The 24,685-nt window shown below is 42.5% G+C and carries 20 protein-coding genes; 16 read left to right on the top strand and 4 right to left on the bottom strand.

Translation table 11 applies throughout. The features are described from left to right. The first annotated feature begins 10 nt into the window (after positions 1-10). From M2135_RS10775 to M2135_RS10745, 7 genes are all read left to right on the top strand, one after another. Positions 11-913, top strand: a complete 903-nt coding sequence (locus M2135_RS10775) for a fimbrillin family protein (RefSeq protein ID WP_280748512.1) — start codon at positions 11-13, stop codon at positions 911-913. A gap of 38 nt (positions 914-951) precedes the next feature. Further along, positions 952-1,917: a fimbrillin family protein gene (locus tag M2135_RS10770; RefSeq protein ID WP_280748511.1), complete on the top strand. Its 966-nt coding sequence runs from the start codon at positions 952-954 to the stop codon at positions 1,915-1,917. A gap of 35 nt (positions 1,918-1,952) precedes the next feature. Beyond that, positions 1,953-2,891, top strand: coding sequence for a hypothetical protein (locus tag M2135_RS10765; RefSeq protein ID WP_280748510.1), 939 nt, complete (start codon positions 1,953-1,955; stop codon positions 2,889-2,891). A gap of 62 nt (positions 2,892-2,953) precedes the next feature. Next, positions 2,954-4,288: a fimbrillin family protein gene (locus tag M2135_RS10760; RefSeq protein WP_280748509.1), complete on the top strand. Its 1,335-nt coding sequence runs from the start codon at positions 2,954-2,956 to the stop codon at positions 4,286-4,288. A gap of 13 nt (positions 4,289-4,301) precedes the next feature. Then, the gene (locus tag M2135_RS10755; protein WP_280748508.1) at positions 4,302-5,393 is read left to right on the top strand and encodes a fimbrillin family protein; all 1,092 of its coding nucleotides are present in this window, start codon (positions 4,302-4,304) and stop codon (positions 5,391-5,393) included. Between the two features lie 78 nt (positions 5,394-5,471). Beyond that, on the top strand, positions 5,472-6,650 hold the full coding sequence (locus M2135_RS10750; protein WP_280748507.1) for a fimbrillin family protein: 1,179 nt from the start codon (positions 5,472-5,474) through the stop codon (positions 6,648-6,650). A 12-nt stretch (positions 6,651-6,662) separates the two neighbouring features. After that, positions 6,663-9,203, top strand: a complete 2,541-nt coding sequence (locus M2135_RS10745; RefSeq protein WP_280748506.1) for a BACON domain-containing carbohydrate-binding protein — start codon at positions 6,663-6,665, stop codon at positions 9,201-9,203. A gap of 87 nt (positions 9,204-9,290) precedes the next feature. Here M2135_RS10745 and M2135_RS10740 read toward each other — a convergent pair whose 3' ends face one another. Then, complete coding sequence (locus M2135_RS10740; RefSeq protein ID WP_280748505.1) at positions 9,291-10,148, bottom strand: histidinol-phosphatase; 858 nt, start codon at positions 10,146-10,148, stop codon at positions 9,291-9,293. 66 nt (positions 10,149-10,214) lie between these two features. Then, positions 10,215-11,402 carry a glycine C-acetyltransferase gene (gene kbl, locus M2135_RS10735; RefSeq protein WP_280748504.1) on the bottom strand — a complete coding sequence of 396 codons (1,188 nt, stop codon included), beginning with the start codon at positions 11,400-11,402 and terminating at the stop codon, positions 10,215-10,217. Between the two features lie 193 nt (positions 11,403-11,595). On the opposite strand from kbl, the gene M2135_RS10730 reads away from it, so the two are divergent. Beyond that, entirely contained in the window at positions 11,596-12,546 is a 951-nt protein-coding gene (locus tag M2135_RS10730; protein ID WP_280748503.1) for an NAD-dependent epimerase/dehydratase family protein, read from the top strand. Here the strand turns inward: M2135_RS10730 and M2135_RS10725 are convergent. Continuing rightward, positions 12,526-13,794 carry a mechanosensitive ion channel domain-containing protein gene (locus tag M2135_RS10725; RefSeq protein ID WP_280748502.1) on the bottom strand — a complete coding sequence of 423 codons (1,269 nt, stop codon included), beginning with the start codon at positions 13,792-13,794 and terminating at the stop codon, positions 12,526-12,528. The genes M2135_RS10730 and M2135_RS10725 overlap by 21 nt on opposite strands. Positions 13,795-14,896: 1,102 nt before the next feature. On the opposite strand from M2135_RS10725, the gene M2135_RS10720 reads away from it, so the two are divergent. From M2135_RS10720 to M2135_RS10710, 3 genes are all read left to right on the top strand, one after another. Further along, positions 14,897-15,685: an AraC family transcriptional regulator gene (locus M2135_RS10720; protein ID WP_280748501.1), complete on the top strand. Its 789-nt coding sequence runs from the start codon at positions 14,897-14,899 to the stop codon at positions 15,683-15,685. A 118-nt stretch (positions 15,686-15,803) separates the two neighbouring features. After that, the gene (locus M2135_RS10715; protein ID WP_280748500.1) at positions 15,804-18,689 is read left to right on the top strand and encodes a M16 family metallopeptidase; all 2,886 of its coding nucleotides are present in this window, start codon (positions 15,804-15,806) and stop codon (positions 18,687-18,689) included. A 3-nt stretch (positions 18,690-18,692) separates the two neighbouring features. After that, positions 18,693-19,148 (top strand): DUF4268 domain-containing protein, encoded by a 456-nt coding sequence (locus tag M2135_RS10710; RefSeq protein ID WP_280748499.1) that lies wholly within the window; start codon positions 18,693-18,695, stop codon positions 19,146-19,148. Between the two features lie 70 nt (positions 19,149-19,218). Here the strand turns inward: M2135_RS10710 and M2135_RS10705 are convergent, their stop codons facing one another. Next, positions 19,219-19,545 (bottom strand): zinc ribbon domain-containing protein YjdM, encoded by a 327-nt coding sequence (locus tag M2135_RS10705; protein ID WP_280748498.1) that lies wholly within the window; start codon positions 19,543-19,545, stop codon positions 19,219-19,221. A 315-nt stretch (positions 19,546-19,860) separates the two neighbouring features. On the opposite strand from M2135_RS10705, the gene hisG reads away from it, so the two are divergent. The 5 genes from hisG to M2135_RS10680 are packed head-to-tail and all read left to right on the top strand — an operon-like array spanning position 19,861 to position 24,593. Beyond that, the gene (gene hisG, locus M2135_RS10700; RefSeq protein ID WP_280748497.1) at positions 19,861-20,712 is read left to right on the top strand and encodes an ATP phosphoribosyltransferase; all 852 of its coding nucleotides are present in this window, start codon (positions 19,861-19,863) and stop codon (positions 20,710-20,712) included. Position 20,713: 1 nt separating this feature from the next. Further along, a complete protein-coding gene (gene hisD / locus M2135_RS10695) occupies positions 20,714-21,994 on the top strand; it encodes a histidinol dehydrogenase (protein WP_280748496.1) in 1,281 nt (426 codons plus the stop codon). A gap of 15 nt (positions 21,995-22,009) precedes the next feature. Then, positions 22,010-23,047 (top strand): histidinol-phosphate transaminase, encoded by a 1,038-nt coding sequence (gene hisC / locus M2135_RS10690; protein ID WP_280748495.1) that lies wholly within the window; start codon positions 22,010-22,012, stop codon positions 23,045-23,047. Continuing rightward, positions 23,044-24,174, top strand: coding sequence for a bifunctional histidinol-phosphatase/imidazoleglycerol-phosphate dehydratase HisB (gene hisB, locus M2135_RS10685; protein ID WP_280748494.1), 1,131 nt, complete (start codon positions 23,044-23,046; stop codon positions 24,172-24,174). Before hisC ends, hisB begins: the two co-directional genes overlap by 4 nt. After that, complete coding sequence (locus M2135_RS10680; RefSeq protein WP_280748493.1) at positions 24,171-24,593, top strand: lipocalin-like domain-containing protein; 423 nt, start codon at positions 24,171-24,173, stop codon at positions 24,591-24,593. Before hisB ends, M2135_RS10680 begins: the two co-directional genes overlap by 4 nt. Positions 24,594-24,685 lie beyond the last annotated feature (92 nt).

The raw sequence follows: 24,685 nt of genomic DNA, 5'->3' as shown, positions 1-24,685 counted from the left end.
CAACAGAATTATGAAGAATGTATGTTTTGCTATTGTATTTGCAATAGCAGTGTTAGCCGGTTGTACAAATGATGAATCATCACCGGCAGATCATAATGAAATCATGGTAGGGGCAACAGTGTATGCCTCAATCACAAAGGCTCCGGTAAAAACAGGGGATGAGTTTTCTGCTGCGATTACGGCTTTTGAAGGTATCGCTGCTCCGACAGACTGGACAGTTACTCCTGCCTGGAAAAATTCAGTGACGATTACGGCGGCTGAGTCGGGAAGTCCACGTGTACCGTTGAACACTTCTAAAGTATATCCCGCAACAGGGAATGTCTATATGCGTGGATGGCATCCCAATATCCCTTCGGTCAATGGCGTGGTTCAATTTGCGGCTGACGGAAAAGAGGATATTATGTGGGGAGGAGAAGTGGAAGGAAATAAGAGTAATCCGGTAAATGCATTTGTTTTTACACATTCACTCACGCAGTTGAACTTTCAGATTCAGGCTACAGCAGAATTTCTTGCAAGCAATCCGACTAAACGGTTAGAAAAAATTGAAGTATTAAATGTCGGACTACCCACTTCAATGCAGATCGGTAATGGAAGTGTAACCTATTCCAATCGGGCACAGTTCAATCTTCCCGGATTCTCCGGCTCATTCCTCTCCACCAACCTGACCAAAGTGGGTGAACCTTTGATGATTCAATCTGTAAATGCTTTGTCTGTCAAAGTATGGTATACAGGTGAAGCAAATGGAATTACTGTTCCTATTTTGGATGAGAACAATAATCCGTTGAATGCGGAAACCGGTAAATCACATCTGGTTACTCTCTATTTTAAAGGGACGAATGAAGAAGTCATCAAAGCAACAGCCAGTGTGACACCATGGGAAACCGGAGCAGCCGGAACAGGTACTATTGAATAAAGTTTTTATAATCATATCATAATTAAAACGTAGGAACTATGAAAGTAATGAAGTTTTTAGCAGTCCCATTGACAGTAGGGCTTTTTATGGCAAGCTGTTCGGAAGATGAAGCAAGACCGGAACAGGGAGACGCTTCCAAAAAAATTGAACTAAAAGCAGGAATTGGCGATGAAACACGTGCCGTGATTGATGCGGATTACGATTTGCCGTTAGAACTCTCTTTTGCACGACTAGACCGTCCGGCTACATCCAATGCCTGGAGAAAAATAGATGGCGTGAGAGCGGCAGGAAGCGGGAATACATCTATCGGTTTTACGACAGAAGAAAATTATTTACCCGCTACAGAAACTTCTGTTTTGGTCGGTTATTATCCGCAGGCGCCATTAACATTATCCACCAATCCGGCATTAGTGGTTTATACCATTACCGGTGATGAGGATCTCATGGCTACAACAATGCAAGAGGGCAAATCCAACGATGAATTCGACTTATTTACATTTAAACACCTGTTGGGTCAATTGCAGTTTAAATGCCTCGGATCGGCAGAAGCCAAGACGAAATGGGGGAATATACGCTCCATTAAATTGAAAAATGCAAAAACAAAACTGACATTGACATTTGATAAAGGACAAATAGATGGTCTACCGCCATTAACAACAGATGGATCTGTACAAGATTTAGCGGTTAATCAGGTACCGACCGAAATGTCATTGACGAGTGTGCTCGATCCTCAAATCGGTTATTTGATGGTGTATCCGGATAATGATATGGGAACTAATCAGGCACCAATCGAATTGGAGGTATTGACCACTTATAACGGTGACGGAGTAACACCTATGTCTACTCCGCGGACGATACAGATACAGAATATCTCAGGAGGAGTAAAAGCCGGTCAATCCCATATGATTTCACTGACATTTACAACATCAAACGAAATCTGGTCTGAATCGACTATCGCTCCATGGAAGCCAGGCAATAGTGGCAGTCAGGTGATTCGTCCATAATAACCAAACAGGAGATCGTATAATATCAATTAAAAATGCCAAGAGTTTCATCCATATTAGCAACAATCCTCTTCCTCTTTCTGATCGCTTGTTCGGAGAAGGATATACCTGGAGTCGAAGTACCTAAAAATATCCAGTTGTATGGGGCTATCGGTACCACGACACGTAGTGTGATTGATGCGGATTATCCATACGATCTCCCATTGGGTTTTGTGCGACGGGATGAGATTAGTTCCGGGAATTATGGCCTGTGGCATCTCTCCCCGGCAGTACGCCAGGGAGGAACAGGAAATAAGCTGATTCTTTTTTCTGAGACACAGGAATATCCGGAGGATGATAAGCAGTTACATCTGTTAGGGTATTATCCGGCAGATGCTCATCTTCACTTAGCTCAGGGATATCTCTCATTTGATATTGACGGCGAAACCGATATCCTTTCTACTGGCCGGTTGACAGGCTGTATGTCTTCACCTTTCAATGCGTGTGTACTCGAACATCTGTTGACCCAATTACAATTTGTTTGTTATACAGATGATCTGCAGGCGTGGGGAAATCTGATCCGGATAGAGGTCGACAAAGTAAAGACTCCGTTAGTATTAGATCTGGAAAATCCGACACAGTTAAAACCTGGTACAACAAGCCAAGAAGTTTCAGTGCCGGTTAAAAATCTGGACAATCTGCAGATACCTTTTTTCAACCAGGGTAAAAAGCCGGATCCTCAGGGTTATGTTTTACTTCCGGTCTCTATCGGAGGTCAAGATATTCCTATTCAACTGAAACTTATCACCTCAAAGAACGGACGAGGAGTAGTGGGTGAAACGACCCATAATACCGAGATCTATATCGAAGGAGGTGTTCAGGCCGGGTTTACGCATAGGGTTGAATTACTGTTTTCCGGCGAGGGTGAATTGAAGATACATATTGTATCTGTCGAAGAATGGATCCCGACTCCCGGAGGAATGATTAAAATATAAAACAGTTTTTAGCAAAATAGATTACAAACAGGGAGTGTTCAACTCCATAAAACAAACCGATTATGAAGAGATTTATTTATTTAGCCGCAATAGCGGTAGTCGTATCAGCCTCCAGCTGTTCGGAAAGTGAAGAGGTTATCAGACCTCCGAAGGCCAGAATGGATGGTTCCTTGGGTATACATACCGGAGTGATCCAGACGAATACACGTGCTGTAATTGAGGGGACAAATATTACTTATGACGCAGCAAATTATGCAACAGATGCAAAAGGTTTAGGGATAGTTACCTTAAACAATGACGGAACAGCGCTTTATACACCGTACAACTCCGGTACACAGGCCGATGAGTATGAACAAGGAAAACCTGTCTGGTTCATGGGGAGTGCGGATGGTAAATCGTGGAAAGCCATTTCTGCAAAAGGAACCAGTTTTGCCGATGCGACAGCAAAACCTTATTATCTGACGGAAACGGTAGGCACATTGTATGCCTATTATCCGTATACTGCTTCGTTTGAAGGAACGACAAAGGATAATGTTGCCATTGCTGCTCCTATAGCAAAAACAGGTACGATCGATTTTACAGGAGTTGTCAGTAATGCCGATATGGTATGGGATAATGGACAAAGTAAGTGGGTGTCTAATTCAGCAGGAGCCAACCGTAACAGTACTAAATTAGTGGGGGATCTTGCCGAAACAGATTACCTCTATTTCTATTCTGATCCGACAACTCCGGCTCGATATATAAATAACGGACGGGCTAACCTGGATGAACCGGGTGGAAATATGGATGCGGTGAATCCGGGGAATGAAATAGACCTCTCTATGCAACATGCCATGTCGATGCTCTCTTTCCGAGTGTACAACGATGGAACAATGGATGGACAAGGTGTACTTTCAAAAATCGTGATAAAAAATGCAGATGGCAAACAACTGTTGAAAACAGGAGGAACGCCTAAAATGAAACTGGCAGATGGTGTGATTACCGGACTGAATAATGAAACTAATCTGGCTGATGAAACGATTACCCGTACAATTACCGGATATACTATACCTCGTGAAGTCAAAGCAGGAGAAACACAAGACGAAACGCATTTTATTGCTAGCGGATCCGGCTCTACACAGGTCACAGGCTCACGAGTTGCCCGCAAATTGAGTATGATCGTTTATCCGATCGAATTGGCTCCGGGTGCATCCGATGAAGATAGCCGGTTGATTGTTACATTTACAATCGACGGAACCGATTATGAAGTATTCCTGCCTTTGCAAGAAACAAGTGCATGGGAGCAAGGGAAAAACTACCTCTATACAGTATGTGCATCACGTAGTGCATTAACAGTACGGGCTGTCTCTGTAACAGAATGGGATACAGTGCCGGTTAATGAAGAAATTAAGATTTAAAAAAAGTAAAACTATGAAACGACTCCTTTATATGCTGGCAGTCGTGGGAATGGTTGCTTGCACGGCAGATGAAAAAGGATATCCTCCCGCGGTTGAGGAGGATATGCCTTTGCAAATAAACAAATTGAATATGTCTGTCGATACCAGAGCTGTTTTTGAACAGGTAGGAAATGACGCTCCGAATAAGTTGGATGCCATTGGCGTATTAGTGACTAAAGGATCCGGATCTTCTATTGCCTACTATAATAGTGAAGTAAAAACACAAGAATATCGGTATGCAAGTGGCTTATGGTCCCCAGACCAGCAATTGAATATGGCCAATGTCGACGGAACGGTTTATGCCTGGGCACCGTCGGGCTATGGTGCTGATTTCTCACGAACGAATCCGAAGTATCCGATCATCAAAAGCATATCTATTCCTGCCACACAGACCTTTAATTATGGCAATGAATGGGATACTACCCAAGATGATCTCTTATATGGAAGTGACAGTGAAGCGACGGGAAGTGAAACCCATCATACCGTCAATAAATGGGAGCATCAGATCGAACATCTCTATATGCAACATGCGTTGGCAAAAATCAGTTTCCGGATTATTAAAGCCAAAGGACAGGCGATAACCGAACTCGATTATGTCAAGAAAATTGAACTGACCAGCCAGAATGGCAATCAGCTTTTGGCTAAAGCCAATACGCAAGTGACGATGAATCTGGAAGATGGATCACTACTCGGACTGGATCAAGTCGGAACCATCACCCTTCTGGGTGATGTGCAAGGACAAATTGCCGAATGGCCGGTCGGTGCTGATACACCGGACTATATGGCTTTACCCTGTGCACAGGCGTATGGATTGGTCGTACCGCTTGAAACACCTGTGGCCGAACTCTCGCTTAAACTGACGTTAGGACCGGAAGGTAATCTGAGTCCGTCGGAAGACCGTACCTATCAAACCCCTCAGGGTGTTACGGTATTACAAAATATAAAATGGGAAAAAGGAAAGCATTATCTCTACACCATGAATGTAACCGACCAAGGATTGGAATTTGATGATATTCAGGTTGTCGGTTGGGACGATACGACCCCGATTCATGTACCTGTAGAATAATAACCTCTCTGCATACGGAATGGATGTAAAAAGGAAACCATTTCCATTCAACTAATAGAAGAAAATGAGGTGATGTTCATGAAACGATTATATACATACTTCGAAAGGCTTATAATAGGTTGCTGCTTGCTGGTAACAGGTTGTACGTATGCCGAGCTGGAGGGAGAACCTCCAACAGTACCGGCATGGGTAGAACTTCGTTTCGAGGCGGCCAAGCTGGAGTCTTCCATTATCTCCCGGACAACAACCCGTGCCGGGCAAAACGAACCGGTACAGGAGGGGACGACCGTGCGGATCGCGGCTTATTATAAAGGCAAATTAGGAGAGTATAATTCGTCGCAGGTTGATTATTTAACAACTCCACCGGATCATGAAGCAACCTATCGCATCAATCAGGAAGGGAAACTGATCCCATGTATTGTTGATCTGAATGGAAATGTGATTGAATCTGCCGAACAGGCCAAAGGACTCTACGTGCGTGAAGGTGGGTATGACTTTTATGCCATCTCACCGGCTCGTCCATTGGTACAAGGGACGAAAGACAATCGTTGGCAAACAAGACAGATTCCCCATAAAGAGGATGTGATGACCTCCTATGCGACGAACATTGAAGTAAAAGCAAAGTCGCTTTATACCATTCCTCTGGCAGTTTTTCAGCGCAAATGTGCACAGGTTGTATTTCATGTACAACCATCTGATAAAGCAGAGAATATCACTCACTTGAAAGGTTCTCGTCTTGAAATGACTCAAATTTCCAGTGCCGGTGCTTTTTTATGGGCTGGTGTTTCGCAGCAGATCGCCATGACGGGGAGTGATCCGAGTAGTGCCGGACGGGTCGTTTTGGAGAATTTTGAACCGGTAGCCGAAGGAGCTGATCCGAACGGACTGGGATTAAACAAAGCGACAACAGTCGTACTGCCTAAAAACGGTGATCCGTTTAAAGTAGCAATAACTGTCGGTCGGAATAGTGCTTTGGCAACGTTACAGGCTAAAATAGAACGAGGGATTCTTTTTGAACCGGGCAAACGGTATGTGTTCACCTTGGAGGTCGGAGATGAAGATACCAGCCGGTTGTTTTTACGCATCCTTCCATGGAACCGTATCCTGATACAGGATGATAATGTAGGCGGACCGGGAGGAAGTGGTGCGGTATACGAACCGCAGGATCCGGATATCAATGAAGGAGTCGGTACCACTTTTATGATTGCTCAATGGAGTCATATCGATTGGAGTGGAGATGTCGGAGGAGAAAACTAAAATGGACAAGTGATGAAAGGGATAAACAATTATAAAAAAATCAGTTGGCAGTATCTGTCTTATCCGGCAGTATTGTATTTATTGACCGTATGGTTCGTATTGTTGGGTTGTTCGCAGGAGGAGATTACGGTTGGACCGCCACCGTCACCTTCGACAAAAGAGGTCGATGTGCGATTCTATATGAATGTATTGTCTCCCTCTTCACCTGTGACACGTCAATTGGTATTAAATAGTGACGGTACGGTCGAAACGGATACATTAACAACGTTCCAAGCATCGGAGTCCACTATGATTCAGACAAGAGCCGGAGATGCACTGACCTCCATCGAAGAACGTCGGATCAGTCAGCTTTGGGTCGGACAATACAATGAACAGGGGCAATGTGTCAAAAAAGTGTATCTCGACCCGCTGCAACTGGAATATATCGATATCCGCCTGAATGCGATAACAGGGGATAGTAAAGTCTATTTTATCGCAAATGCGGGTGATCTCGGTATAAAAACAGCATCAGATACTGAAAGCGGATTGAAATCATTGACCACATCAATGACCTACGATGCCAATGGTGTACCTACCAATAAGTTATTGATGATGACCGGTTATTGGGAAGGTGAAATCAACAGTGATCAACCTGAAGTAGTATTCGAACATACCATTCAAATGGAAAGGGTTGTCGCCAAAATATCGTTTACTTATCAGTTTGGCGGTACGAATTTCTCTTTTGAACCGGATGAAGTACGTTTATGTCAGGCACCGGTCAATACCCTTTATCTGAAAAACGAGGGACAACGTATCACAAATAGCTACCGCGTACATCCGGGCATTGTTGCATCCTCGGGAGCAACTTCCACCTGGTATATCCCCGAGAACTTGGCAGGTCAGGCCACGGGAGAACATATGGTAAGTATGGATAAGGAAAAAACCGGACAAGGTGTTACCAATGCTTCCTATATTGAATTAAGTGGAAAAGCGACTCAGAATGGAATCGTTTTTCCCAATGTCACATTCCGTCTTTATCCAGGTGAAGGTATGAATGACTATAATCTGCGACGTAACAGTCATTATATGATTCATATTACACTGACTGGAATAGATATTTCGGATAAACGAATCACGGCAGGGGATGGCCCCGGACCGTCGGATCCGAATATCTTAGCTGCGGCAAAGGGATCTATCGAATCGTTTCAGATTAGTACCCGTCCGGGTGTCAACTGGGCCTTTATATTGCCATCGTGGCTTTCGGCGATGATCAACGGGCAGACTTTTGCACCGGCGAGTGAAGTTTCCGGAACAGGAATCCAGCAGGTTGATCTGATTGCTGCGGAGGCTAACCCCTCTTCCTCGCAGCGGCATGAGACATTGGCGGTAAAGACAGGGAGTATCGCAGCACCATTGGGAACTATAGGAGATATAACCGTCAACCAGCAAGGCGCAACGCTTACTGTTGATAATCCGGTAACGATACCTGCAGCGGCTTCCAATAGCCATACGGCTCGTTTTACTTCCACCAAAGGGCTGTCGTGGAACGCAGCATCTAATACAGATTGGATCACACTGACAGGAACGACCAGTGGAACAGCCAATACAACAGGTGAAATGCAAACAGTAGGATATACAGTTCCTGTTAATCCCAAAGAAGCGGCACGAAGTGGAAATATAACCATCAAATCGGGGAATGGTATTACGGGAACGGATGCCAACCTGACAAAAAATATCTCGATCACACAAAATGCTTCCTCACTGACTATATCCGGAAACCCGACCATGTTAAGCCCGGCAAAGGATGCCGCGGGAACATTGACTTTAACAGGAACTCCAGGACTGAGTTACAACTCATCGGTCACCGGCGGATTCCTTACGTTAAGTGGGGCTACCTCCGGAATAACCAATGGAAATGATCAAGCAATAACTTATAAGACTGTTTCGATAAATCCCAACTCATCGGAAAGATCGGCGATAATTACAGTAAAAACAAATGATAATAATATCTCAAGAGAGGTGAATATAAGACAAGAAGGATCAACATTAACGGTTTTTCCGGCTTCGGTCAATGTGCCAAATACATCTTCATCAGGAAATTATACAGTGAATGGGACAAATGGATTGCAGTTGGCATATAGTTCTGATCAGGAATGGCTGACGCTGGGTGTGCAGCCGATGCTGGCCAATGGAGGGGATCAGTCGGCTACGTACTATGTAACATCCAACCCCGGAGCAGCACGGAGTGCAACGATTACAGTCAAAGGAACAGGAGGAAACCTTTCCAGAAAGTTGACTGTCTATCAAGATAGTGGGCCAGTAGTCTTTGATGTAAATCCCAAAGATGTAGTTTTGCCGATAGCTTGGATAGGAGATTTCTATGTTACTGCTAATGATAGTGATACTTGGATTGTTGAGAATGTCGGACCTGGAATAAATATCTTATCACAACAGACTGGTTCTGGCTGCGGAATTATTAAAGTTGAACTTGTTATCATTGGCAGACTATTCTTCGATGTTCGTTTAACAGTTCCTCCATATACAACACATCGGGTTTATATTGATGCTAATTAGTTAGTTAATTTTTAACAAAAATGAAGAGGAAATACGTTTTATCGTTAGAAAAAAATATAATACAAATATGTTCCGAATAGAATGTTTTTATGTTATTATATCTAATTTCACATCCTGCCATTTTCCGGCAATCAACTCACGGGTGGTTTTAAACCCGGCTTCTTTTAATAAAGAGAAAGCCTCTTTCCGTCCGTCGTTGACCAGGTCAGGGAAATGGCAGTCGGAGTTGACCATTACGGGGATACCCAACTCTTTTAAGAGCGAATAGTATTGTACGTGTGGGAATGACTGTTGTTTGCGGGTCATGTTTTTGGTGTTGATCTCGACCATTATTCCTTTTTGAGCAATCAGGTCGAGACAGGCCAGAAACGGCTCCTGGTACCAGTCGGCCTCAAATGAAAATCCCGGATAGCGGTAGCCATTCTGATAGATTTTATCCATGTGGCCGACAATATCGAACCCTCCGGCTTCAACCATCTGCATGGTTGATTCGTAGAAGCGCTTAACCAGTTTCCGGATGTCGCCGTCAAAGAGAGCATCTACCGCTCCGGCATATTCAGCGTATGGTCCGTCGATACACACCATATTATTTTCTTCCAACCGGTCGGAAAGCGGCAGGAAATGAACGGAGCCAATCCGGTAATCCAAAGGCAATTCCTGGAAATAGGGGATAGAAGGATTATAGGTTTGATCGAGATAATCGATCTCCAGACCCGCATAAACCTCGATCAAATCGCTATATTTATTCTTTAATCGGTCAATTTCCTGCAAGTATTCCACCATATCCTCTTTCGACATATTCCAGAACGTTTCGAAAGGCAGGGGAGAGTGGGAGGAAAACCCATAAGCCCGAAACCCTTGAGAGATGGCAAACTTCAGAAAATCCTCCGGGTGACTTCTTCCGTCACAAAATGTACAGTGACTATGATAGTTGCTTTGTTGCATATAATTCTATTTTTAAGGGCATTAAGGATCTTAAAGCCTTTAAAGCCCTTAAGGCCCTTAACTCCTTTAAATAACTGATAACTGTTTCCCCACTTTGATAAACGCCTCAATAGCTTTATCCAGATGCTCGCATTCATGTCCGGCAGAAAGCTGTACACGGATCCGTGCTTCGCCTTTCGGTACGACCGGATAATAGAAGCCAGTCACATAAATACCTTCTTCCTGCATCAGTGCAGCAAAATCTTGTGAGAGTTTGGCGTCGTACAACATCACGGCGCATATAGCCGATTGAGTCGGTTTAATATCAAAACCTGCCGCAATCATTTTATCACAGAAATAGTTCACGTTATTCATTAACCGGGTATGCAGTTCATTACTCTCTTTCAACATACGGAACATCTCCAAACTGGCGCCTACAATCGCCGGAGCCAGTGAGTTGGAGAACAGGTAGGGGCGGGAACGTTGGCGTAACATATCGATAATCTCTTTCCGGCCGGTCGTGAATCCGCCCATTGCTCCCCCGAAAGCTTTCCCTAACGTCCCGGTGAAGATATCGATACGATCATAACAGTCGAACTGTTCGGCTACTCCATGTCCGGTAGCGCCTACCACCCCTGCCGAATGTGATTCGTCGACCATTACTAACGCATCATATTTTTCTGCCAGTTCACAGATCTGATCCAAAGGAGCCACATTGCCGTCCATAGAGAAAACCCCATCGGTGGCTATGATCCGGTGGCGTTGAGCCTGTGCCTCTTTTAGACAGCGTTCCAAATCAGCCATATCGGCATTGATATACCGGTAACGTTTGGCTTTACATAGCCTGACCCCGTCGATGATCGAAGCGTGGTTCAATGCATCGGAAATGATCGCATCTTCTTCGGAGAAAAGCGGTTCGAACAGGCCGCCATTGGCATCAAAACAAGCGGCATAAAGAATAGTGTCTTCTGTTTGAAAATAATCGGCTATAGCCGCTTCCAACTGTTTATGCAGGTCTTGTGTGCCGCAGATAAAACGGACGGAAGACATACCGTAACCATGTGTCTCCATAGCCTTTGTAGCGGCATCGATCAAACGCTGATTATCAGATAATCCCAGGTAGTTGTTGGCACAGAAATTCAACACATGTTTGCCAGCGTTCACCTGAATATCTGCTCTTTGAGGGGTGGTGATAATCCGTTCGTTCTTATATAAACCGGCGGCTTCGATCGCGGCCAGCTCGTTTGTCAAGAAGTCTTTTAGTTTTCCGTACATAACTTATGGTGTTTTAGATAATTATTGAACGTGATAACATTTCATATAAAAACCGATAGGCATACGTCATACCAGTCGGAAGACAAAGGTCATCTTTTTTAATGAAATCAGATGAAAAAAAGGGAGAAAATAAACAGGAAAAACCGAATTCTCTCTACCTTTGTCGCGGAAAAACATTAAACACGAAAACGCAATGAAAAATGTATTGGTCATAGGCTCTACAGGGCAGATCGGCTCGGAACTTACTATGAAATTAAGAAGCCTGTACGGCGGAAACATTGTCGCCGGTTATATCCCCGGATCAGAACCTCATGGCGAACTATTGGAATCAGGACCTTCGGCGATTGTCGACATCACCAATGAACAACAAATAGCAGAAACCGTCTCGAAATACCATATCGATACAATCTACAATCTGGCAGCCTTGTTATCGGCCGTAGCTGAAATAAAAACCCAACTGGCTTGGAAAATAGGAATGGACGGACTTTTTAATGTATTGGAAGTAGCCCGTGAACATCATTGTGCAGTCTTTACACCCAGTTCTATCGGTGTGTTTGGCGACAATTCACCGAAAGATAAAACACCGCAAGACACCATCCGTAACCCCCGGACGATGTATGGCGTCACCAAGGTAGCCGGTGAACTATTGAGTGATTACTATTTTATCCGTTTCGGGGTAGATACCCGTTCGGTACGTTTTCCCGGCTTGATCTCGCATGTGACCCCTCCGGGCGGAGGAACCACCGATTATGCGGTAGATATCTTCTATTCGGCGATTCGTGGCGAGGTGTTCGAATGCCCAATTGCTGCCGGTACCTATATGGATATGATGTATATGCCCGACGCCGTAAGGGCGGCGATAGAGATCATGGAAGCCGATCCGGCCGGATTTGTTCATCGCAACTCGTTCAATGTCACGGCAATGAGTTTTGATCCGGAAGGTATAGCGGCTAATATCCGCAAATATATCCCCGATTTCCGGATGTCCTATCAGGTCGATCCGATGCGCCAGGCGATAGCCGATTCATGGCCGAACTCTTTGGATGATACCTGTGCCAGGGCAGAGTGGGGGTGGCATCCCGAATACGACCTGGACGGTATGACACAGGATATGCTGGAGAAATTACGCCTGAAGCTTGGATAGACTTCTTAGATCTGCTCCTGAAATGTTCTGGAAAGCAACCAGATCGAATTCAGGGATTACAGCCAGGATATGATCGAATATATCGGCCTGTATGTTTTCATAGAGCACCCATGTCTTTTCGGATAGAAAGAAATAGAGTTCGATAGGAATTCCTTTTTCTGTCGGTTGTAGATGTCGTACCATGCAAGTCAATTCTTTACTGACCACCGGATGGTTGCGCAAATAACGCTCCAGATACGCTCTGAACACTCCTAAGTTGGTCTGACGTCTGCCGTTTACGCGGATGGAATCGTCTATTTGATGCATTTCATTGTACTGTTGCAACTCTTTTTCTTTGAGCTCAATATATTCGGTCAAAAGGGCAATTTTTTGATATTTCTCTAACATTTCCGGGCTACAGAAACAGACACTGTTCATGTCGATATTGACCGAACGTTTGATGCGTCGTCCCGGCGATTCACTCATCCCCCGCCAGTTCTGAAAAGAGTCGCTCACCAGCGAATAAGGAGGGATGGTGACGATGGTATTGTCGAAGTTGCGCACTTTGATGGCATTCAGAGTCACTTCGATCACCGTACCGTCGGCGCCATACTTGTTCATCGTGATCCAGTCGCCTGGGCGGAGCATATCGTTGGTAGAGAGTTGGATACCGGCGACAAATCCGAGGATAGAGTCTTTGAATACCAGCATAAGTAAAGCGGCAGAAGCGCCCAGACCGGCAAACAGGCTGACGGGTGACTTGTTAATCAGAATGGCAATGATCAGAATGATGCCGACAAACACGACGATAATCTGTATGACCTGTATAAACCCTTTAATAGATTTCCCGCGTGAAGCCGATTTTTGATCATAAATATCATTGACAAGATTTAACAGGGCATTGATAAAACGTAATGAGACACCAATAATGTAGATCACACACAGCTTCTGAAAGATTGTCAGCCAGGTCGGATGATCGGTTGCCGAAAAGGCTAACGGGAGCATCACGTAGATAAAAATAGCCGGGAGAATATCGATAACCCGGTGAATGATCTTCCGGTCGAGAACCAGATCATCCCATTGATTGGTTGTTCGTTTAGCCACTCGTTTGAATGTGGCGAGCACGATATTCCGGCAAATATAATCGATACCGAAAGCGACGATTAGAATAACACACAAAAGGATAAAATTATCTAACAGATTGGCTGTGTCGGCATTTAAGCCAAGATGGACTAACCCTTTATTGATCCATTCCTGAATGATTTGCATTTTTTTATTGATTAACGGTTTGAATGAGATACAAAAATAGAAAAAAATGGAACAATTAACTATTTTATCCCTTTTGAGATTCGAATATTTGAAGCCATAGGCGAAGCTGTCCGGAAAAAACGCAAGGATTTGGGCTTTGTTTTTGCATTAAGTGTTGATTTTCATCTTGTATTGCTAGTTTTTTTGATATTGAAAAAATAGTGATTCTGGAATTGCTCTCTCTTTTTTTACTGGATGCGTTATGTTTTTTATCTCGATATCCGAACTGTTTTTTGTGAATCAATTAATCGTCTACCAATTGGTAGACGATTAGGCAACAGTTGGTAGACGAAAGTGCACCAACTGTTAGACGAAAGTGACACAGCTGTTAGACGATTAATTGATCTATAGAAAAAAACCGATGATTGGAACGCTTGGGAGAAGCGATTGCCTCATTTTTTGAACGTAATTAATATGAGTTCGATATAACACACAAGCAAATAAGGCTAAAATAGACCGAACCTTCGGTACTCCTTGGAAATCAAGTACTCTGCCATTCGAAACTTGTTTTTGCAACTTACATTAACTGACATACTCTTCGTTTTTTTGCAGGAAAATCCCGTTAGGGATTCATATGCGTAACCGCGGGTTTGCTTCGCTACACCCGCGGTTGTTGAAAATACTCCATACGAATCAACGCCGGAGGTGTTGAATCATTCCTTCCATCCGAACCCCGTTTTTTATAACTCATGTTAGAATTAATCGCCTATTTCATTAAAAATGGTCAAAATACAGATTCGTTGAAAATTGATTTTTCTTGATTGGGTCGCCAAGAAGTCCGTTTTAATAACAAAAATAAAATGATCGACCCGCCGTAAATGAGGGTGTTTCGTTTAATTTCTGATTGAGATGAATCGTAGAAAAACAGGATGAAATGATAGGTTTATTGTGATTTTTTTATTATATTTGTGTGTGATAAGGTGTTGGATGCCAGTGTTGTTATGGTGTTTTGACAAAAAGAGTTGTTTGAAATATTATGATCTCTTGTATATCATGGTATGTATAGGGTCGGAATAAGTTGTGTTGTAGAAACATCAGACAAACCAAAACCGTAATTAAACGTATGGAAAAGAAGTATAATCCACCAATCAAAGAAATTAAACTGATGATCGGAAAGTCATTTGATGGACATTTTCAGGACGACCGTTTGATTTTTGTGATTGAAGGGGTTATTCATCTTTTATTGGGAGAGGCAATTACGCAAAAAAATATTGAAAAAAAAATGTTTATCATTTCGAAAGGGACTACTTATAACATATTAGCCAAAGAGGAGTCTGTTTTACTCTTATTCAACTTTCAGGGATATAGGCGTTTGTTCGAACACTTTTTTTCTTCTATTGATTCACCGCCTAAAAAATACAGATTTTTAACCCTATCGATACATGAAAAAATCGGTTGTTTTATGGATACGATTCGGGTATGCCTTTTACAAGAGGTATTGAAAATGGATTATTATTACGTAAAGTTATATGAATTAATACTTCTGTTAACGAATTATTATGAAGAGAAAGAGTTGCAGGAATTTTTTCTTCCTTTCAGGTATAAAAATCATACGTTTTCAAATTTTGTGATGGAAAATCATGAAAAAGTAAAGAGTGTCAAAGAGTTAGTAGCACTATCCAATTATAGCCTATCGGCATTTAAAAAGCATTTTTATGAGACATTCGGACAAGCGCCTTACCAGTGGATGAAAACACAAAAAGCGATCCGTTTATATGCTGGTTTAACTCTGACTGATAAGAGTTTAACGGAGATTTGTGACACATTTGGTTTTTCCTCACTGTCGCAGTTGGCCGCTTTTTGCAAAAGTAATTTCGGTAAATCACCAAGTATGATCCGTAAAATGAAATAATAAAGAAAATAAATGATTCTAAAAATCAGTATTAAAACAGCCAAACGAATAAACTTTCATTAGGCGCTATTTGTTGAAAAGTGTATCTTTGTCATGTAATTAATATAGAAAAGATTTCATGAGATATCTATTCCCCGTTATGATGATGTCGTGTTGTACAAATACCCTTCCAGCCCAGATCGCCAAATCTCTTCATGTGCAAGAGCATGTATTAAGCAACGGATTAACAGTCTGGTTAAATGAAGATCATACCCAGCCCAAAGTATTTGGTGCGGTACTGGTGAAAGCCGGGGCAAAAGACTCCCCGAATACCGGTATTGCTCATTATTTTGAGCATATGATGTTTAAGGGGACAGATAAGATCGGTACGGTAGATTATATTTCAGAAAAGGTTTATCTCGATTCAATAACAGCAGGTTATGATAAACTGGCTCGGACGGAAGATCAGAAAGAGCGTGAGATCATCCAACAAGAAATCAATGAATTAAGTGTAAAAGCTGCCGATTATGTTATTCCCAATGAATTCGATCGGCTGATATCCAAATACGGCGGAACAAAGTTGAATGCGGGAACATCGTATGATTATACCGTCTATTTCAATACTTTTTCTCCTCAATATATCCATCATTGGGCTGAAATAAACAGCGAACGGTTGATTAATCCGGTATTTCGTCTTTTTCAGAATGAACTTGAAACGGTCTATGAGGAGAAGAATATGTATGGTGATTTTGTCGGTAGCCAGGCGATAGAGAAATTGACAGAACGCTATTTTCATCCCCACCCTTATGCCTATCCGATTATAGGGAGTACCGAACACCTGAAGAATCCCAGTCTGACAGAGATGCGTAAATTTTTTGAAACCTATTATGTTGCATCTAATATGGGGTTGATTCTTTCGGGTGATTTCGACAGTCAGACGGTTTTACCTATTCTGGAACAGACCTTTTCACGGATACGTGAGGGGCAGGTGCCGGATCGTCAGCCGGTCGAATTACCGCCTTTTGAAGGCCGGGAGAAGATAGAGGTGAAAGCGCCTATCCCTTTTGTGGGGGTGATGGGTTTTGCTTTTCGGGGAGTACCGGCCAATCATCCCGATCAGGCAGCACTGAATATTGCCGTGACGTTGTTGAATAATTCGAACGGGACCGGTTATCTGGATCGGTTGACGGTCAATCATAAGGTTCTCTCTTCTATGGCATTGAATGAAAGCATGAATGAGGCGGGTATCTTAGGGGTCGTTGTCGTGCCCAAAATGGTGATACAAACCTATAATGCGGCGGAAAAACTGGCCTGGGCGGAAATTGAACGGATAAAAAACGGAGATTTTGATGAAGAATTCTTCCAGAGTCTTAAATTGGAGCAGTTGCGGGAGTATACTTCCGGTTTGGAAGATATTGCCTCGCGGGCGCAGGTGATGATGCGTATCTTTTCGCAGGGTAAAAGCTGGGAGGAATATATGCGTGAAGTTGCCAGGATAGATGCTATCACGAAAGAGGATGTGGTGGCTGTTGCCCGGAAGTATTTTAGCGACAATTACCTATATGTGACAAAAAAAACCGGAAAATATCCGAAAGAGAATTTGCCTAAGCCCAACTATAAACCGGTAACGCCTAAAAATACGGATGTGCAGTCCGAATATGCCAAACAGCTGGAGCAAATACCAGTCAAACAGGTACAACCTCATTTTCTTGATTTTGAAAAGGATGTACAATCAACCTCTTTGAATGCATTGGTGACCTTGTACGCCACATCTAATCCGGTGAATGATATTTTTACATTAAAAATAGCCTATGGTATTGGATGTATAGAGAAACCCGAATTATCTTTATTAGCTTCCTATATGAATTTCCTGGGGACTGAGGAGTTGACATTTGAAGAGTTTCGTCGGCGATTACAAATCGTAGGAAGTACATTGTCGTTTGAAACGAATGATACAGATTTTGTAGTTAAGATCACCGGATTTGACAGTCATTTCAGTGAAACGATGAAGTTGATCGGGACGTTTTTGCGAACGCCCAAAGCCGATGATAAGAAAATGCGGCAGGTGATTGATGAAGCGAAGGTGATGGAGAAAACATTCCTGAAAACCGGTGATCAGGTGGCTGCAGCATTGCTCGAAAAAGTGAAATTCGGTGATCAATCGCGTTATTTGACCCGTCTGCCGTTAGCTAAGATCAAAAAGTTGAAAGGGCAACACCTAATTGATCAGTTTGAACGGGTCAAACAAGTGGAGTCGACCATTCATTATTGTGGAAAATTACCTCTCGAACAGATAGTAGAACAGATCAAACAATCTATTCCTATAGAACAGGTTGCAAGGCCGTCGCAATCGCCTTATTACCGAGAGACCAGACAGTATGATAAACCGACAGTCTTTTTTCTGGATATGTCGGATCTGACACAAAGTATTATCTATAGTTATGTCAAAGGGGGGGTGTTGCCGGATGAACGTTCGTTGTATACCTCCAAATTGTTTACAGGCTATTTTGGAGGGGATATGTCGTCATTGATGTTTCAGGAAATCCGCGAATTCCGGTCGTATGCTTATCGGGTGAGTGCCCGATACAATCAACCTCCGTTGAAATTATTGCAACAACCGGGTGATTTTGTAACTATGTTGTCCACACAGGCTGATAAAACACTGGATGCACTTGGTGTATTAAATACATTGATTCAAACAATGCCTGAGCGGCCGGACAGGGTGGAGGCGATCAAACAGTCGATTCTTAACCATGTCAATAATGAATATCCGTCTTTCCGTAATTTGTCTTCTAAAGTAGCCTCTTTCAGGCGTGATGGGTATTCGGAAGATCCGAATAAGTCTTATTTGGAAAGTATACGTGCGATGGAAATGGGTGATATTACCCGTTTTTATCAGGAGAATATCAAGGGTAAACCGATTGTATATGTGGTTGTTGGTAATTCAAAACGTATAAATATGAAGGAGTTGGCAGCCTTCGGTACGATCGTGGAATTGAAGAAAAAGGATATTTACAATAAATAATAGATGTATAGTAAAGAGGAACTGAAAAACCTCAAAACGGAATTTTGGGAGAGTTTTGCGGCCTACTGTGAAGTACAGCCTTACCTGCGTGGAAGAAAGAAAATATGGGTATTGTATAATACCAAAGTGAAAGCGGTTGAACTTAAATTTGATATCGTCCGAAAAAAGACCATGGTGATGATAGAGGTCAACCATCGTCAGGAAGATTCTCGTCTGGAGATGGTTGAGAAATTGACCTGGTATAAAGAAACACTTGAACGAGACCTTGAAAATGAACTTATATGGGATATTTGTTATCGGCGTGAAACAGGGCAGGAGGTCGCCCGGATTTATATACTAAAAGAAGGGGCAGACCTGCACCGGCGAGAAGATTGGGGTGAACTGTTTGCCTTTATGGCTCAAAAAATGTATCTGTTGGAACGTAATTTTCTTGAAATAGCAGCCTACTTAAAGGAATAGGAAAATCAGAAAGGATCAATCATAAATATAACCCCGGGTTGAATTGAACTGCACCCGGGGCAAATGACTATTATTTCTTCAGGAAGCAGGTTTTTAATACAATACTGCTACCATCAATTTTACAGTCTACTTCTTCCGGGTTTTCAGTCAGGCGGATACTTTTTACTTTGGTGCCGCGTTTGATAACCATGGATGAACCTTTTACTTTCAGATCTTTGATAACAGTCACACTATCGCCATCTGCCAGTTCGGCACCATTGCTGTCTCTGGGGGTATCATCTGCGGTTTCATCGGTGTTTGAAGACCATTCACTGCCACAGTCCGGACAGATATACATTGTTCCGTCAAAATAGGTGTTGGCAGAGTCGCATGCCGAACAATTTGGAAAATCACTCATCTGTTTATTTGTTTTTTGATTACAGGCTACAAAGGTAGTAGTTATAATAGGAATTGACAAATTTACCCGTTTGAGGTAAAATAATGTCACTGTTATTTGCAAATTCAATAATTATTGTAACTTTGTAGCGTAAAATACGAAACAAATGAAATTTGCAGTAAATCATCATCACCATCATCATTATATCGGACAGTTGTTCGGTGGGCGTTGATGTGCAAATAAAAGAAATAGCATATAAAGAGAAGGCTTGCCGTACATACGGTGAGCCTTTTGTTTTTTTGATAGTCAACTTTAACACATAAAACAAGATAAATTATGTTACGGATAGCAGTACAGTCGAAGGGTCGTTTATACGATGAAACCATGCTTTTATTAGCAGAAGCTGGCATTAAATTGAACAGAGGGAAACGCATTTTGCTTTTATCGGCCAAAGGATTTCCGGTGGAGTTATTGTTTCTTAGAGATGATGATATTCCTCAGTCGGTAGCCAATGGGGTGGCGGATGTCGGTATTGTGGGTGAAAATGAATATGTTGAAAAAGGTGCTGAAGCAAAGGTGGTTAAACGGTTGGGATTCAGTAAATGCCGACTGGCACTAGCTATACCCAAGAATGAAGTGTATCATGGTGTTGAATGGTTTGAAGGCAAAACGATCGCAACTTCGTATCCGGAGATTCTGAAAGATTATCTGAAAAAGAAGGGTGTAAATGCCGGATTACATGTGATCAGCGGATCGGTTGAAATTGCTCCCGGAATTGGATTGGCTGATGCTATTTTTGATATCGTCAGTTCGGGTAGCACATTGATCAGCAACCGCCTGAAAGAGGTGGAGGTGGTCTTGAACTGTGAAGCACTATTAATCGCCAACAAAGCGCTGACGGAAGAAAAACAAGCGATTCTGGATGAATTACTGTTCCGTTTTGAAGCTATTCAAACGGCTGAAGGGAAAAAATATGTACTTTTGAATGCTCCGAAAAATAAGCTGGATGAAATTATTGAGATTTTGCCGGGAATGAAGAGTCCGACGATCACCCCGTTAGCGGATGAAGAGTGGGTATCCGTCCAGTCTGTTATTGCCGAATCGCATTTCTGGGAGATCATTGGACGTTTGAAAGCATTGGGAGCACAAGGCATTCTGGTTATTCCTATTGAAAAAATGATAATTTAATATGGAGATCATCAAATATCCTTCGCGGGAAGAATGGGCATCATTAATGGAAAGGCCGGCATTGGATGTCTCTACACTGTTTGATACGGTACGAACGGTATTGGAAGAAATCCGGGTTGAAGGTGATCAGGCCGTTAAACGGTATGGTGAAAAATTTGACAAGGTCAAACTTTCGACTTTGGAGGTTTCTGCAGAAGAATTAAACGAAGCCGCTTCTTTCGTTTCGGATGACTTGAAAAAAGCGATAAAAACAGCTAAGGCAAATATTGAAAAATTTCATCGTTCACAGCAGTTTGTTGGGCGTAAAATCGAGACAATTTCGGGTGTTTTTTGTTGGCAAAAGGCTCTATCCATCGACAAAATCGGACTTTATATTCCGGGAGGTACAGCGCCGCTGTTTTCTACGGTATTGATGTTGGCTGTTCCTGCTTCTATAGCGGGTTGTAAGGAGATAATTCTCTGTTCGCCTCCGGATCAGGAAGGCAAGATACATCCGGCAATACTGTATGCCGCTTCGATAGCAGGGGTAAATAGGGTGTTTAAGGTCGGTGGAATACAAGCCGTTGCGGCGATGAGTTATGGCACGGAATCGATCCCGAAAGTCTATAAAATATTTGGTCCGGGAAATCAATACGTGACAGCAGCCAAGCAGTTGGTCAGCCTGAAAGACGTTGCTATTGATATGCCGGCGGGTCCATCGGAGGTTTTGATAATTGCCGATGAGAAGGCGGATTTTGGCTTTGTGGCTTCCGATTTTTTGTCTCAGGCAGAGCATGGGGCAGACAGCCAGTCGATATTAGTGACCACTTCCGAAAAAATCGTAGAGCCGGTTGTTCAGGCCATCCATGAACAGCTGAAACAGCTACCGCGAAAAGAGATTATTGAGAAATCGTTGGCTCATAGCCGTATAATCGTACTGAAAGAACAACAGGATGTTATTGACTTTACAAATGCTTATGCACCAGAACATCTCATTGTGCAGACAGAAGATTATATGTATATTGCAGATCGGATAGAAAATGCAGGAAGTGTATTTTTAGGACCTTATACACCGGAAAGCGCCGGTGATTATGCTTCGGGAACGAATCATACCTTGCCGACAAATGGGTATGCCAAATCATACAGTGGAGTCAATCTGGATAGTTTTATCAAAAAGATCACTTTTCAGGAAATTACTTCCGATGGTATTAACGGGTTGGGAGAGACCATACAGGTGATGGCTCGGAATGAGCAGTTGGAAGCGCACTGTAATGCGGTAACGCTTCGAATGAATAAGAAATGAAACTAAAGATGTAGTATGAAAAACCTGAAAGATTTAGTAAGAACAAATATATGGCAGTTGAAACCTTATTCGTCTGCTCGTGATGAATTTCATGGAGAAGCGTCTGTATTTCTGGATGCTAACGAGAATCCGTGGAACTTACCGTATAACCGGTATCCGGATCCTTTACAATGGAAATTAAAGACACGGATTGCGGAGTTGAAAAAGATCGATCAACATGCTATCTTTGTGGGGAATGGCAGTGATGAAGCGATAGATCTGATTATTCGTGCTTTTTGTGAACCAGGTATAAATAATATCGCCACCATATCACCTTCGTATGGGATGTATGAGGTTGCAGCAGATATAAATCATGTTGCTTGTTTGAAGGTGCCGCTAACGGAGAATTTTGAACTGGATGGAAAAAAGTTGCTCGAAAAGACCGATATTTGTACAAAAGTTATCTTTCTTTGTTCTCCGAATAATCCCTCCGGAAATCTTCTGGAGAGGGAGGAGGTATACAAAGTGTTGAATACTTTTCAGGGGATAGTGGTGATCGATGAAGCGTATATCGATTTTGCGTCTGAACCGTCTTTTATTCGCGATTTATCGTATTATCCCAATCTTGTCGTATTGCAAACTTTATCGAAAGCTTGGGGAGCAGCAGGTATTCGCCTGGGAATGGCTTTTGCTTCGCCGGAGATTATATCTGTACTGAATAAGATTAAATATCCTTATAATGTGAATCAATTGACACAGGAGTATGCGTTGAAAGTCTTATCCGACACTCGTCGTATGCAAGAGCAGTTGAAACAGATATTGAACGAACGTGAGCGGCTGACAGAACTGTTTAGTCAATCGCCTTTCAATTATAAAATTTATCCATCGGATGCTAACTTTATATTGGTAGAGGTTGGAGATGCCGATCGTATGTATCAGACATTGATCGGAGAGGGGGTAGTTGTTCGGAACCGGAATAATGTCACTTTGTGTAAAGGATGTTTGCGGATAACGATTGGTACTCCTGATGAAAATGAAAAATTATTAAAAGCAATGAAACGTTTGATTATATGAAACGAAAAGTACTTTTTATCGATCGTGACGGGACTTTGGTAAAAGAGCCGCCCGAAAATTTTCAATTGGATAGTCTAGAGAAACTACAATTCTATCCGAAAGTAATTCGTAACCTGTATTATATATGCAAGAATCTTGATTTTGATCTGGTTATGGTAACCAATCAGGATGGTTTGGGTACTCCTTCTTTTCCAGAAGAGACTTTTTGGCCATCTCATAAGTTGATTGTCATGACATTAGCAGGAGAGGGTATCAAGTTTAAAGATATTTTTATCGATGATTCGCTTCCGGAAGATAAATCACCGAACCGCAAACCGGGTACGGGTATGTTGAAGAAGTATATGACCGAAGAATATGACCTGGAAAACAGCTATGTGATTGGTGACAGGCTGACCGATATCGAATTGGCGGAGAATTTAGAAGCGAAAGGGATATGGTTACACCCTCAGGAGGGTTCGGAACAGGAGTTACTTAATTATCACAGAAACCTTTGGCCGGTGCTGGTGACTGACGATTGGGATAAAATTACCGAATTCTTATTGAGTGGAGAACGTGCTGCTATTATTGAACGTAAGACAAAAGAAACGGATGTTTTTGTAGAATTACGTCTGGATGGAAAAGGAGAGACGGAGATAGAGACTGGATTGGGCTTTTTTGACCATCTGTTGGAACAGATCGGAAAACATTCGGGAGCAGATCTGACCATACGGGTGAAGGGAGACTTGCGTGTAGACGAACATCATACGATGGAAGATACGGCTATTGCATTGGGAGAAGCATTATATAAGGCTTTAGGAGATAAGAGAGGTATTGAACGGTATGGTTTTATGTTGCCGATGGATGATGCTTCCTGTAGTGTGGCTCTTGATTTTGGCGGACGTCCGTGGCTGACTTGGGAGGCAGACTTTTTCCGTGAACGGATAGGGGATGTGCCGACTGAGATGTTTCATCATTTCTTTAAGAGTTTGAGTGATTCGGCACGGATGAATTTGTACATAAAAGCGGAAGGAGCGAATGAACACCATAAGATAGAAGGTATATTCAAAGCATTGGCTCGTTCGATAAAAATGGCGATTAAAAGGGATATTTATCGCTATGAACTTCCAAGTACAAAAGGGGTATTATGAGTCGGTACCTGATAATTCTTTGTAGTATTCTTTTATTGATGATTTCCTGCAAAAAAGATCAAAAAGATGATCTGGAAGGGAAATGGCAATTACGGGAAAAAATATGTGCGGATGGAATGAGTTATCAGGTGGATACGGTGTGGTATAATTTTCAAAACACCCTTTTTGCCTATCAGATCTATGATCCGACTTATGAAAAATATGATGGCTACCGACGGTGTCATGGTATCAAACAGTGGATGGATGATAGACAGTCGCTATTGAAAATCAGGCTTGTATCGGATCAGCAGTCAGTAGAGGACTTTTTACCTTATACGGATTGGTGGTCGGAAGAGCAGTTTTTTTCTGTTGAGAAAGTGAATAGTAAGGAGTTGATACTTATCCGCGAAACAACCAAATACATTTTTCGCAAATTTTAGACAGTTCCATTTGAACCTGTTTATTAGTTGTTGATAACCTGTCATTGATTACGGTCAGTTGACGGATACTTTTTATGTATCTTTGGTGTCCT

Source organism: Parabacteroides sp. PF5-9, assembly GCF_029893105.1.
In the GTDB taxonomy this organism is placed as follows: Bacteria; Bacteroidota; Bacteroidia; order Bacteroidales; family Tannerellaceae; genus JARXWG01.
Note: the sequence above shows the minus strand (reverse complement) of the source record. Positions and strands in the feature narration are given on the sequence as shown.

Coding starts and splice junctions, on each gene's coding strand:
- M2135_RS10765 (WP_280748510.1), top strand. CDS start 1,953: ATGCCAAGAGTTTCATCCATATTAGCAACAATCCTCTTCCTCTTTCTG.
- M2135_RS10705 (WP_280748498.1), bottom strand. CDS start 19,545: ATGAGTGATTTTCCAAATTGTTCGGCATGCGACTCTGCCAACACCTAT.
- M2135_RS10755 (WP_280748508.1), top strand. CDS start 4,302: ATGAAACGACTCCTTTATATGCTGGCAGTCGTGGGAATGGTTGCTTGC.
- M2135_RS10725 (WP_280748502.1), bottom strand. CDS start 13,794: ATGCAAATCATTCAGGAATGGATCAATAAAGGGTTAGTCCATCTTGGC.
- M2135_RS10720 (WP_280748501.1), top strand. CDS start 14,897: ATGGAAAAGAAGTATAATCCACCAATCAAAGAAATTAAACTGATGATC.
- M2135_RS10775 (WP_280748512.1), top strand. CDS start 11: ATGAAGAATGTATGTTTTGCTATTGTATTTGCAATAGCAGTGTTAGCC.
- hisC (WP_280748495.1), top strand. CDS start 22,010: ATGAAAAACCTGAAAGATTTAGTAAGAACAAATATATGGCAGTTGAAA.
- hisB (WP_280748494.1), top strand. CDS start 23,044: ATGAAACGAAAAGTACTTTTTATCGATCGTGACGGGACTTTGGTAAAA.
- kbl (WP_280748504.1), bottom strand. CDS start 11,402: ATGTACGGAAAACTAAAAGACTTCTTGACAAACGAGCTGGCCGCGATC.
- hisD (WP_280748496.1), top strand. CDS start 20,714: ATGGAGATCATCAAATATCCTTCGCGGGAAGAATGGGCATCATTAATG.
- M2135_RS10770 (WP_280748511.1), top strand. CDS start 952: ATGAAAGTAATGAAGTTTTTAGCAGTCCCATTGACAGTAGGGCTTTTT.
- M2135_RS10680 (WP_280748493.1), top strand. CDS start 24,171: ATGAGTCGGTACCTGATAATTCTTTGTAGTATTCTTTTATTGATGATT.
- M2135_RS10750 (WP_280748507.1), top strand. CDS start 5,472: ATGAAACGATTATATACATACTTCGAAAGGCTTATAATAGGTTGCTGC.
- hisG (WP_280748497.1), top strand. CDS start 19,861: ATGTTACGGATAGCAGTACAGTCGAAGGGTCGTTTATACGATGAAACC.
- M2135_RS10760 (WP_280748509.1), top strand. CDS start 2,954: ATGAAGAGATTTATTTATTTAGCCGCAATAGCGGTAGTCGTATCAGCC.
- M2135_RS10715 (WP_280748500.1), top strand. CDS start 15,804: ATGAGATATCTATTCCCCGTTATGATGATGTCGTGTTGTACAAATACC.
- M2135_RS10745 (WP_280748506.1), top strand. CDS start 6,663: ATGAAAGGGATAAACAATTATAAAAAAATCAGTTGGCAGTATCTGTCT.
- M2135_RS10740 (WP_280748505.1), bottom strand. CDS start 10,148: ATGCAACAAAGCAACTATCATAGTCACTGTACATTTTGTGACGGAAGA.
- M2135_RS10710 (WP_280748499.1), top strand. CDS start 18,693: ATGTATAGTAAAGAGGAACTGAAAAACCTCAAAACGGAATTTTGGGAG.
- M2135_RS10730 (WP_280748503.1), top strand. CDS start 11,596: ATGAAAAATGTATTGGTCATAGGCTCTACAGGGCAGATCGGCTCGGAA.